We start from the raw sequence: 11,512 nt of genomic DNA on the forward strand, positions 1-11,512 counted from the left end.
CGCCAAGATGCACATTTCCACCACCGATGTCGCCATCGACATCATCGCCATGCACAAATGGTACGGCGAATTCCATGTGCTGAAGGACATCAATCTAAAGGTGATGCGCGGCGAGCGGATCGTCATCTGCGGCCCGTCGGGCTCCGGCAAATCGACGATGATCCGCTGCATCAACCGGCTGGAGGAACACCAGAAGGGCAAGATCATAGTCGACGGCAAGGAACTGACCAACGATCTGAAGAAGATCGACGAGGTGCGTCGCGAGGTCGGCATGGTGTTCCAGCACTTCAACCTGTTCCCGCATCTGACCATTCTGGAAAATTGCACGCTGGCGCCGATCTGGGTGCGCAAGATGCCGCGGAAACAGGCCGAGGAAATCGCCATGCATTTCCTCAAGCGCGTCAAGATCCCGGAACAGGCCAACAAATATCCCGGCCAGCTTTCCGGCGGGCAGCAACAGCGCGTGGCGATCGCCCGCTCGCTGTGCATGAACCCGCGCATCATGCTGTTCGATGAGCCGACCTCGGCTCTCGATCCGGAAATGATCAAGGAAGTGCTGGAGACGATGGTCGGGCTGGCCGAGGAAGGCATGACCATGCTCTGCGTCACCCACGAAATGGGCTTTGCGCGCAAAGTCGCCAATCGGGTGATCTTCATGGATCAGGGTCAGATCGTCGAGCAGAACACGCCGGCCGAGTTCTTCGACCACCCGCGCCATGAGCGCACGAAGCTGTTCCTGTCGCAGATCCTGCACTGATCCTTACTCCGGTTCGGGACAAGACCGGCGGATCACGCCTCTCTGTCTTGCTGGCTTCGCGCGTATTCGGCGAGCGCTGACCGTGCGCTACGCGAGAAGATAGCAAGCGTGCTTCAGGCCGTTCGAGTGGTCACGTTGCAACCTGGTAACTAGCGCCGGCACGGATCATAAGCGCGCCGGCTGCGTTCATTGCCATTGGGAGTTGTATAACGAGCCGCGTGGGCGCGTGCGGCGGCAGGTCACGGGTTCATCCTGATGCTCATCCAACCGATCGATTATTTCCTCGTCGTCTGGTTCGCGCTGGCGCTGGCTTCGACGCTTTACGTCGGCTTCGACCAATATCGCAACAATCCCGAGCCGGTGGTGATGAAATGGGGCTTCATCCTGGTCACCCTCTATATGGGTCCGCTCGGCTTGCTGCTCTACGTGCTCGCCGACAAGGAGCCCCGGCCGGGCGATCATGAACTCTTCACCCGGCCGCTCTGGAAGCAGGGCGTCGGCTCCACCATCCACTGCGTCGCCGGCGATGCCACCGGCATCATTCTTGCCGCCGCCGTCACGGCGGCGCTCGGCCTGCCGATGTGGATCGACCTGATCGTCGAATATCTCGCCGGCTTTGCCTTCGGCCTGTTCATCTTCCAGTCGGTGTTCATGAAATCGATGATGGGCGGCACCTATTGGGAAAACGTACGCAAGAGCTTCCTGCCCGAGTTCATCTCCATGAACTTCATGATGGCCGGCATGGCGCCGGTCATGAGCTTCCTGATGATGGGCCGCGACATGCGCGCGATGGAACCGACGGAGCTGCTGTTCTGGGGCGTGATGTCGATCGGCGTCATCGCCGGTTTTGCGCTTGCCTATCCGGCCAATGTCTGGCTGGTCGCCCGGGGGCTGAAGCATGGGCTGATGACGCAGCGTGCGCAGGCAGCCGGCATCGATGTCCGGGAGCAGCCTGCCACGAGGCAACATGCGCAGATACAAATGCAGCAGGCCGACGCCAGCGGCCATCGCGGGCAGCACCACGATATGGTTTCCCACAAAGGCAAAGGCGGCGGCCATCACATGGAGACGGATGCCACGACGCCGCAGGTCGCTGCCCTGGGTGCCGTCTCCCTGCTGGCGCTCGCCATCGGCATGGTCGCGCCGGCGAACTGGCTGAACCTGACGCTGTCGGCACGCGATGTCGGCGGGGTGATCATGCCGCGAGGCATGATCATGGATCGCGACACGCCAGCCGATACAATGCGCGACATGGCGGCTACCGATCCACGCCTCGTGGCCGCCTCTTATGGCCTGACGGCAAGGGGCGACCAGGAACTGCCGTTTCGGATGGAGAACGGCATCAAGGTGTTCGAGCTCAGGCCTTCAGTGGTCCGCTGGCAGATCCTGCCGGACGTCGCGGTCGACGCCTATGCCTATAACGGCCAGATTCCCGGTCCGCGAATTCATATTCGCCAGGGCGATCGGGTCAGGATCAACGTCACCAACGGCCTGCCTGAGGAAACGACGGTGCATTGGCATGGCTTGATCCTGCCGAACCAGATGGATGGGCCGGCCGAGATCACGCAGCCGCCGATCGAGCCCGGGCAATCCTATTCATACGAATTCACCGCGACCCAGCACGGAACCTATTTCTATCACCCCCATGCCAAGCCGGACCGGACCCAGGCGCTCGGCCTCTACGGTGCGCTGATCATCGATCCCGCCAATCCCGCCGACGAGGTCGCGGCCGACCATGATTACGCCATCGAGCTTCAGGAATGGCTGGTGCGGGAAGGGCTGACCTACCCGTCGATGCCGATGGATGGCGGCATGCCGAATTTCTTCACCATCAACGGCAAGGCCTATCCCTCGACCGAGACGATCCCGATGAAGGTCGGCGAGACGCTCAAGGTGCGGTTCATCGGCACCAACAACGGCTTCATCCATCCGATGCATATCCATGGCGGACCGTTCGAGGTCGTTGCCCGCGACGGCGAGACGGTCCCCGCTTCGGGTCGTTTCCTTGCCGATACGATCAACGTCGGGCCGGGTCAGCGCTACGACGTAATCTGGAAGGCGCAGCGTCCGGGCAAATGGCTGATCCATTGCCACATCCCGCATCACACCACGAACAACAATGTCGAGGAAAAGGGCGGCGGCGGGCTGATGGTCGTGATCGATGTGACATGACCGGCGTCGCCTAGGCTCGTTCCAGCCGCTGCACCGGCCCGGACGCCATGCAGTGGCTGGGGCCAAATTTTCTCTCAAGCTGAGGTGATCTGCCAGACAGCGACGCCGGCAAGGGCGAGACCGGCGCCGCCCTCGATGGCCCGGGAGATGGTTTCGAACAGCCGTGGCTGGCGCGCGAAAAACTGTACAAGCCGTTCCCGAAACAGGATCGACAACACGGCGACACAGGACAGCGTCAGCGCCACGCCGACCATCATGGTGACGGCAAACAGGGCGCCCGCCGCCGGAACCCCCCTGGACATTGCGAAAGTCATCGCGAAAAGCGTCAGCGGGCATGGGATCAGGCCTGCCGTGACGCCGACAGCCTCGCCCTCGTGCCTGTGATGATGGCTGTGGCTCAACGCGCGCCAGATCATCCAGACGCCAATGAGGCCGAGCAGCCCGCGACTGATATGCTCCAGAAGCGGAGCGCGGCCGACGCTGCCCAATGCTATTGAGACCAGTGGCAGCGAGAGAGCCGCAATCAGAACGGCAATCGTCACATGCGTGAACGATAGCGTGATAGATACGAGCAGACCACGCGAGACCTTCGCATCCGAACCGGCAAGATAAGTCGCCAGGACGGCCTTGCTGTGCCCCGGCGTCAGCGCATGGGCAGCCCCGAACACGACGCCCATCGGCAGGAAGGCCATGAACGCCAGCCAATTGCCTCCGGCCGCAAGCAGCTTGATCTGTTCGCCGAGCGTCAGATAGATCGTGCGCTGAAATTCGACGAGCGTCTGGAACATCGGACGAGACTAGCAGAAAATCGGCGAGCGTCAGTGCATGTGGCCGTGGTCGTGCGTGTGCTCGTGAGGATGGTCGTTCTCTCCACGTTCCGTTGAAAACCGCACATTCGCCTCAGCCAGGGCCGGTATATGCTGGGATAGTTCGTCCTTCAGCGCTGCGGCGATCTTGTTGGCCGCCGACAGCGGCAGGGTTTCGTCCGCGGCAATTGCGATGTCGGCGTGCAATCTATGACCGATCCAGCGCGCCTTGGCATCGACAATGCGCGCGCCCGGAACATGCTCGGCGGCATGTCGGATTTCGTCTATCACACCGGGTTCGATTCCATCCAGCATGCGGGTCAGCACCGAGCGGGCCGATTGCCAGACGATACCGAAGATCGCAATCGTGATCAGCAGGCCGACGATCGGATCGGCCAAGGAAAAGCCAAACCAGACGCCGATGGCTCCGATGACCACGGCAAGGCTGGTAAGTCCATCTGTGCGGGCGTGGTAGCCGTCGGCAATCAGTGCCGCGCTGTTGATTTCGCGGCCGACGCGGATACGGAACACGGCAACCGCCTCGTTGCCGAGGAAGCCGACAATGCCCGCCGCAGTCAGCCAGCCCAGGTGTGTCACCGCTTGTGGATTGATCAGCCTGTCGATGGCTTGGTAGGCAGCGACTACAGCGCTGAACAGGATGATGAGCACGATGATGATGCCGGCCAGATCCTCGACCCGGCCCAAGCCATACGTGAAGATCCGCGACGGCTTGCGCCGCGCCAGAACGAACGCAATCCAGAGCGGGATCGCCGTGGTCGCGTCGCCGATGTTATGGATCGTGTCGGCCAGCAATGCCACGCTCCCCGACAACGCAACCACGACCATCTGCAATGCCGCGGTGATGGCCAGGATCACGAACGACCATTTGATTGCCCAGATGCCCCGGTCGGTGGTGGCAATTGTCGCGTCGATGACGCCATGGCTGTGACCGTGCGGACCGTGATCGCCGTGATGATGTGCGGCGTGCGAGCCGAACCCGAGCCAGTCCAGAATGCGGACTACGATGGCATTCATAGATATTTCGCCAGCTGCTTGAGTTCCGCCAGCGAGTTGCCGCCGGTTTCCACGCTGTCCGTCAGGCAATGCTCGATGTGATCGTTGATCAGCTCGCGCTTGGCGCTGCTGATGGCCCTTTCGACGGCATGAAGCTGCTGCGCCAGGTCAACGCAAGGGCGATGCGCCTCGATCATCGCCAGCACCGCCGCAAGGTGGCCTTGCGCGCGCTTCAGGCGCTTTATGATGGAAGGATGCGAGGCGTGGAGGTGATCTGACATGCTTGAGCATATCCTCCCGGGGAGGATACGCGTCAAGCTCAGCTGTGCAACGTTCGGAGGGGCTTCACCTTGAGCATTGCTTGTTCTATGCCTTTCCCATGAAGAAGCTTGCCCGTTTTCTTGGCCTGCTGGTCGTTGCAGCAGTCCTTGCGGTGGCGCTGGGCACGCTGCTGCCGCGCCCGCTCTGGCCGGCGGCCGTTGCCGATCCGATCGGCACAAGCCACCGTATCCTGGTGCTGCAAAATCCGATCCACACCGACATCGCCATCCCGGTCGACGACGATGTGCGCCGGCGCTTCCATTTCCTGGTCGATGCCGGCATTCCAGCAGACGTGGCGGAGGTCCGCTACATAGTCTTCGGCTGGGGCGGCCGCGCCTTCTATCTCGAGACGCCGACCTGGTCGGAACTGAAGGCAGTGCCGGTGATGAAGGCGCTGACCGTCGATGCCTCGGTGATGCATGTCGACATTTCAGGCGAAATCGCCGAGCCGCATCCCGACGTCACCGGCTTCGACATCGGCGAGGAGCGGTTTACGGCGCTGCTCGATTACATTGCGGGAAGCTTCCGGCAGGGACCGAGCGGGGCCATGCCGATCGAGAATGCGGCGTATTCCCGTTTCGATCGTTTCTTCGAAGGCAATGGCCGTTTCAACGCGCTGGTCGGCTGCAACACCTGGGCGGCGGCGGCACTGCGCATCGCCGGGCTGCGCACCGGCTGGTGGAACCCGCTGCCGGCATCGCTCGGCCTGTCGATGCGGCTTTACAATTGACCGGGCGACTTAGGACCGCCGAACGTCCTACGCCCGCCAGCCGTAGAGCCAGTCGAGATCGGCGGCGAGTTTTTCGGGCGAGCGCATCGCCAGGAACAGGTTGCGGGCCATCGCCACCGGCCCGGCCGCATGCCAGGCGAGGCGATTGACGGCGCCGCGGCGGGCGACCTGGGCGACGCGCGGCCGCCGCGCCTGTTCCCAGGCGGCAAGCGCCCCCTCAAGATCGGCTGTGGAGGCCGCAATGAAGCCGGCAAGCGTCGCCGCGTCCTCGATCGCCATCGCCGCGCCCTGTGCGGCAAACGGCGTCATCGCGTGCGCCGCATCGCCGATCAGCGCGATGCCTTGCGGCGTCGTCCACCGCCGCTGCTCGACAATGTGGATCGGCCATGCCGTCCACGGCGCCGCCTCGGTCGCCAGGCGAACCAGCGCCGGCGCGGTACCGCGCATGGCGCTGGCGAGGCTGGCGGGGTCGGCATACCCCGACCAGCCTTCGGCGATGCGCTCGCCCTTGGTGAAGGCAGCGAGGTTGAAGGCAGTGCCACGGCTGACCGGATAGGCGACCATATGAAAGCCGGGATAGAGGAATGCGGTAACGCAATCGGGCGCACCGATCGCCCTGAAGGCTTGTCCGGCGAGGGTGTCCGCGGCCACCGTGGCGCGCCAGGCAAGCTCGCCCGAGAATCGGCTTCTGCCGAATTCGGCCGCCTTGCGGGCCAGTTTTTCTCGCACCGACGACCAGACCCCATCGGCGCCGACCAGCAACGATGCTTCGGTTTCGATGGTCGTGCCGGCAATCTCGACTGTTGCGGTGATGCCATTCGGTCTGGTTGCGACGCCGCAGACGCGGGCACCGGTGACAAGCTCGACCTTGGGCCGCTCGGCTATCCGCTGCATCAGCGCTGACTGCAGATCCGCGCGGTGGGCAACGACATAGGGCGCTCCCCAGCGCGTGTCGGCCGCCTGGCCAAGCGGTACGCGCGCCAGCTTGCGCAGCGTGGCGGCATCCTTGAGCACGACTGCCTCCGGCCGCACCGCCGTCGCCAGCAGCCGATCGAGTACGCCGAGCTGCCGTAGGATGCGCGTCGCGTTGGGCGAAAGCTGGATACCGGCGCCGGCAGCCTCGAGGTGCTGCGCCTGTTCGAACAGTTTTACCCGATAGCCGCGCTCGGCGAAGGCCAGTGCCGCGGTCAGCCCGGCGACGCCCGCCCCGGCGATGACCACCTGCCGGGACTGCGTTTCCTGCATCAGGCTTGTCGCGGAAGAATCAGGCGGCCTGGTCGATATAGAGGCAGCCCGGCGGCTGCGTTTCCAATGCCTTCAGTTTCGGCGAATAGCGATAGAGCGTCGAGCAATAGGGGCAGACCTTTTCATTGTCGTCGCCCATGTCGAGAAATACATGCGGATGGTCGAAAGGCGGATTGGCGCCGGTGCACATGAATTCCTTGACGCCGATGTCGATTGCCGGGTAGCCCGCATCGTTCTGGAAATGGGGAATGGAACCGCCTGCCATCGTCGTCTCCTGATCTCGTCGATTGCATCTGGATCATAACCCGTCTCTTTGCAAGATCGATGAAATGAAACTGTCGCAAAAGCCTGTCAGAGGATAAGTTAAGCCGGTTAAGGCTGTGCTCGTCGAACGGTGTGGGAAGAGCGGGAACCATGAACGAACTGAAGCCGGTGCAGAACGAATTCATCACCGTCGAGGCGGCGAGCCCCGAAGGCGGCAATCCCGATCGCTTCGTCAATCGCGAGTTTTCCTGGCTGCAATTCAACCGGCGCGTGCTCGAGGAATCGCTGAACGCCAATCACCCGCTGCTCGAGCGCGTTCGCTTCCTGTCGATATCGGCCGCCAACCTCGACGAGTTCTTCATGGTCCGCGTCGCTGGTCTTGCCGGCCAGGTGCGCGAAGGCATCGTGCTGAAGAGCCCGGATGGGCGCACTCCCGAGCAGCAGCTCGAACAATTGCTGCGCGAGGTCGAGCGCCTGCAGGAGGACCAGCAGAACAGCCTTTCGGCGCTGATGCTGCTGCTCGACAAACAAGGCATCGAAAGCATCACCCGCGATGGCCTGACCAAGGACGAGAAGACCTGGCTCGAGGACCATTTCCAGGAGCAGGTATTTCCGGTCCTGACGCCGCTGTCGATCGACCCGGCGCATCCGTTTCCGTTCATTCCCAATCTCGGTTTCTCGATGGCGCTGCAATTGCGCCATCGCAAGAACGGCGAGGAAATGAGCGCGCTTCTGCGCCTGCCGGTGGCACTGAGGCGCTTCATCCGTTTGCCGGATCGCAAGCATCATGTCCGCTTCATTCCACTCGAAGAGGCGGTCAGTCTCTATATCGGCAAGCTGTTCCCCGGCTATGAGGTCAAGGGCTCCGGCACGTTCCGTATCATCCGCGACAGCGATATCGAGGTCGAGGAAGAATCAGAGGATCTGGTGCGGCTGTTCGAGACGGCGCTGAAGCGGCGGCGCCGCGGCTCGGTTATCCGGATCGAATTCGACCGGCTGATGCCGGCCGAATTGCGCGATTTCGTCGCCGGCGAGCTCGGCGTCTCGGCAAGCCGGATCAGCGTGCTCACCGGTCCGCTGGCGCTCAGCCAGATCTCGGAGATCGTCGCCGTCGCCCGCGACGATCTGAAATTCACCCCCTACAATCCCCGCTTTCCCGAGCGCATCCGCGAGCATGGCGGCGATTGTTTTGCGGCGATCCGCGAGAAGGACATCATCGTCCACCATCCTTACGAATCTTTCGACGTGGTGGTGCAGTTCCTGCGCCAGGCAATGGCCGACCCGGAAGTGGTGGCGATCAAGCAGACGCTCTACCGCACCTCCAACGACAGCCCGATCGTACGCGCTCTGGTCGACGCCGCCGAGGCCGGCAAGTCGGTGACGGCGCTGGTCGAGCTCAAGGCGCGCTTCGACGAGGAGGCCAACATCCGCTGGGCCCGCGACCTCGAGCGCGCCGGCGTCCAGGTCGTCTTCGGCTTTCTCGAACTGAAGACCCATGCGAAGATGTCGCTGGTGGTGCGGCGCGAGGATGGCAGGCTGCGCAATTACGTGCATCTGGGCACCGGCAACTACCACCCGGTCACGGCACGCATCTACACCGACCTGTCCTTCTTCACCACCGATCCGACGATCGCGCGCGATGTCGCCCAATTGTTCAACTTCATCACCGGCTATGCCGAGCCGGCCGAGCAGATGCGGCTGGCCATCTCGCCGTTTACGCTGCGCGACCGCATCCTCCAGCACATTTCGGATGAGATCAGCCACGCGCTGGAGGGCAGGCCGGCCCGCATCTGGATGAAGATGAACGCCTTGGTCGACCCGATCGTCATCGATGCGCTCTACGATGCCAGCCGCGCCGGCGTCGAGATCGATCTCGTCGTGCGCGGCATCTGCTGCCTGAGACCGCAGGTGCCCGGCCTATCCGAGAACATTAGGGTGAAGTCGATCGTCGGCCGTTTCCTCGAGCACAGCCGCATCTATTGCTTCGGCAACGGCCACGGCCTGCCCTCGGACGGGGCGATCGTCTATATCTCCTCGGCCGATCTGATGCCGCGCAATCTCGACCGCCGCGTCGAGACCATGGTGCCGATCACCAATCCAACTGTGCATGAGCAGGTGCTCGGCCAGATCATGCTCGGCAACATCATGGACAACCAGCAAAGTTTCGACGTATTGGCTGACGGAACCTCCCGGCGCGTTGTGCTGGAGGAGGGCGAGGAACCGTTCAACGCGCAGGAATATTTCATGACCAATCCGAGCCTGTCCGGACGGGGCGATGCGTTGAAGTCGCATGCGCCCAAGCGCATCGCGCAGTTCAAGCGCCGCAAGAAACAGAACGCAGCGACGGGCTGATGATTTCAGCGTCCCAGGGCCGGCTTCAGGACCGCCGACCGCTGTCCATCATCGATATCGGATCGAACTCGATCCGTCTTGTCATCTATGAAGGACTGGCGCGCTCGCCGACCTTGCTGTTCAACGAAAAGATGCTGGCCGGCCTCGGCCGCGGCATCGTTTCGACCGGAAAGCTCGATCCCGAGGCGGTGACGCGCTCGATGGAAGAGTTCCGCCGCTTCCGCGCGCTCTCCGACCAGGCCGGCGCCGAGCGCATGTATGTGCTGGCGACCGCCGCCGCTCGCGAGGCCGTCAACGGCCCCGACTTCATCCACCGCGCCGAGGATGTGCTCAAGACCGAGATCCAGGTGCTGAGCGGCCGCGAGGAAGCCCATTATTCGGCGCTCGGCGTCATCTCCGGTTTCCACCCGGCCAACGGCATCGCCGGCGACCTTGGCGGCGGCAGCCTCGAGCTGATCGACATCGATGGTGAGACGATCGGTGACGGCATCACGCTGCCGTTGGGCGGCCTGCGCCTGCAGGACATGGCGAAGAACTCGCTGACCCAGGCGGCAAGGATCACGCGCGAGCAACTGGCGCGGGCGAAATTGCTGAAGGGCGGGCAGGGCAGGGCGTTCTACACGGTCGGCGGCACCTGGCGAAATCTCGCCCGGCTACACATGGAAATGACCAACTACCCGCTCGGCGTCATGCACCATTACGAGATCGGCATCGAAAGCGCCGCGAACTTCCTCCGGCAGGTCGCCAAAGCCGAGATCGACAAGATCAAAGGCATCGAGGGCATCTCCAAGAACCGTCGCTCGCTGCTGCCCTATGGCGCCATCGTGCTGCAGGAGATCATGGCGGCGATGCAGCCGTCGAAGATCATCGTGTCGGCGCTGGGCGTGCGCGAGGGCTTTCTCTACTCGCTGCTCGACGAGGCCGAGCAGAAGGCCGATCCGCTGATCTCGGCGGCTGAAGAGCTTGCCCGCCTGCGCTCGCGCTCGGTCGACCACGCGCATGAGCTTGTCGAGTGGACCGGCAAGGCGTTCGCCGCCTTCGGCATCGACGAGACCAGGGATGAGGCGCGCTACCGCCACGCCGCCTGCCTGCTCGCCGATATCGGCTGGCGTGCCCATCCCGAATATCGCGGCAAGCAATCGCTCAACATCATCGCCCACGCCTCCTTCATCGGCGTCGATCATCCCGGCCGCGCCTTCCTGGCGCTTGTCAGCCTGTTTCGCCACGAGGGCGTGTTCAATGAAGCCGCTCCGGAAATCCGCGGACTGGCGACACCGCGCTATCTCGAGCGCGCCCGCGTCTTGGCGGCGCTGCTGCGCGTCGTCTATCTCCTGACGGCGGCAATGCCCGGCGTCATGTCGCGACTGAAATGGGAAAACCGCGGCAATGGCGTGCTGGCGCTGGTGCTGCCGGCAGCGCTGGCCGATCTTTACGGCGAGCGGCCCGCCGGCCGGCTGGCACAACTGGCAAGGGTGACCAACCGTCGGCTGGTGCTGGCGGTCGAGGGCGGGCCTAGCATGTCTGTCAAATAGACGCCCTCGCTGTCGCGTCGCGACCGTTGAGGAAAGAAGGGAAACGCCGTGAAATCCAGGCAGGTTCTTCAGCTGTTGGTTGCGGCAATCTTCGTCCTCTTCGCCGGCACCGCCAGTTCCCAGACGCTGTACACCCTGTCCGTCGTGGCCAAGGGGACGTTCGATCTGGATCGACATTATCCCAAAGAGCCGGGCGTCAGAACGCCGTTCAATTTTCATACGATGTTGAGAACACCCCACAAGGGCAGGGCTATCGCATATGAGTGATGGCATTGATGAGATAGTCGTCGTTCCAGGCGCATTTCTTGATGCGATGGCT

Annotated in this window: 11 protein-coding genes; 6 read left to right on the forward strand and 5 right to left on the reverse strand. The window is 63.1% G+C overall.

Features of this window, described 5'->3' with window-relative positions; translation table 11 throughout:
• The first annotated feature begins 7 nt into the window (after window positions 1-7).
• Both NKH60_RS30215 and NKH60_RS30220 read left to right on the forward strand, forming a co-directional pair.
• Window positions 8-757 (forward strand): amino acid ABC transporter ATP-binding protein, encoded by a 750-nt coding sequence (locus tag NKH60_RS30215; RefSeq protein ID WP_031212005.1) that lies wholly within the window; start codon window positions 8-10, stop codon window positions 755-757.
• A 255-nt stretch (window positions 758-1,012) separates the two neighbouring features.
• The gene (locus NKH60_RS30220; protein WP_352874441.1) at window positions 1,013-2,929 is read left to right on the forward strand and encodes a multicopper oxidase domain-containing protein; all 1,917 of its coding nucleotides are present in this window, start codon (window positions 1,013-1,015) and stop codon (window positions 2,927-2,929) included.
• 74 nt (window positions 2,930-3,003) lie between these two features.
• On the opposite strand, the gene NKH60_RS30225 is transcribed toward NKH60_RS30220, so the two are convergent.
• The 3 genes from NKH60_RS30225 to NKH60_RS30235 are packed head-to-tail and all read right to left on the reverse strand — an operon-like array spanning window position 3,004 to window position 5,030.
• Window positions 3,004-3,717, reverse strand: coding sequence for a nickel/cobalt transporter (locus tag NKH60_RS30225; protein WP_352831836.1), 714 nt, complete (start codon window positions 3,715-3,717; stop codon window positions 3,004-3,006).
• 30 nt (window positions 3,718-3,747) lie between these two features.
• Window positions 3,748-4,770 carry a cation diffusion facilitator family transporter gene (locus tag NKH60_RS30230; protein WP_502898560.1) on the reverse strand — a complete coding sequence of 341 codons (1,023 nt, stop codon included), beginning with the start codon at window positions 4,768-4,770 and terminating at the stop codon, window positions 3,748-3,750.
• On the reverse strand, window positions 4,767-5,030 hold the full coding sequence (locus NKH60_RS30235; protein ID WP_023719742.1) for a metal-sensing transcriptional repressor: 264 nt from the start codon (window positions 5,028-5,030) through the stop codon (window positions 4,767-4,769). The genes NKH60_RS30230 and NKH60_RS30235 overlap by 4 nt, the downstream gene beginning before the upstream one ends.
• A 98-nt stretch (window positions 5,031-5,128) precedes the next feature.
• Between NKH60_RS30235 and NKH60_RS30240 the strand changes: the two genes are divergently transcribed.
• Entirely contained in the window at window positions 5,129-5,800 is a 672-nt protein-coding gene (locus tag NKH60_RS30240; RefSeq protein WP_352831835.1) for a TIGR02117 family protein, read from the forward strand.
• A 27-nt stretch (window positions 5,801-5,827) separates the two neighbouring features.
• Here the strand turns inward: NKH60_RS30240 and NKH60_RS30245 are convergent, their stop codons facing one another.
• Entirely contained in the window at window positions 5,828-7,045 is a 1,218-nt protein-coding gene (locus NKH60_RS30245; protein WP_352874442.1) for an FAD-dependent monooxygenase, read from the reverse strand.
• Window positions 7,046-7,064: 19 nt separating this feature from the next.
• Window positions 7,065-7,310: a zinc-finger domain-containing protein gene (locus tag NKH60_RS30250; protein ID WP_254820632.1), complete on the reverse strand. Its 246-nt coding sequence runs from the start codon at window positions 7,308-7,310 to the stop codon at window positions 7,065-7,067.
• Between the two features lie 149 nt (window positions 7,311-7,459).
• Between NKH60_RS30250 and NKH60_RS30255 the strand changes: the two genes are divergently transcribed.
• Genes NKH60_RS30255 through NKH60_RS30265 form a run of 3 tightly spaced genes read left to right on the forward strand, consistent with a single transcriptional unit; the run spans window position 7,460 to window position 11,460 of the window.
• Window positions 7,460-9,661 carry an RNA degradosome polyphosphate kinase gene (locus tag NKH60_RS30255; RefSeq protein ID WP_352541624.1) on the forward strand — a complete coding sequence of 734 codons (2,202 nt, stop codon included), beginning with the start codon at window positions 7,460-7,462 and terminating at the stop codon, window positions 9,659-9,661.
• Window positions 9,661-11,193, forward strand: a complete 1,533-nt coding sequence (ppx, locus tag NKH60_RS30260; protein ID WP_352874444.1) for an exopolyphosphatase — start codon at window positions 9,661-9,663, stop codon at window positions 11,191-11,193. The genes NKH60_RS30255 and ppx overlap by 1 nt, the downstream gene beginning before the upstream one ends.
• A gap of 48 nt (window positions 11,194-11,241) precedes the next feature.
• Window positions 11,242-11,460, forward strand: a complete 219-nt coding sequence (locus NKH60_RS30265) for a hypothetical protein (RefSeq protein ID WP_352874446.1) — start codon at window positions 11,242-11,244, stop codon at window positions 11,458-11,460.
• Window positions 11,461-11,512 lie beyond the last annotated feature (52 nt).

The sequence above is a fragment of the Mesorhizobium sp. M1006 genome (assembly GCF_040318825.1).
In the GTDB taxonomy this organism is placed as follows: Bacteria; Pseudomonadota; Alphaproteobacteria; order Rhizobiales; family Rhizobiaceae; genus Mesorhizobium.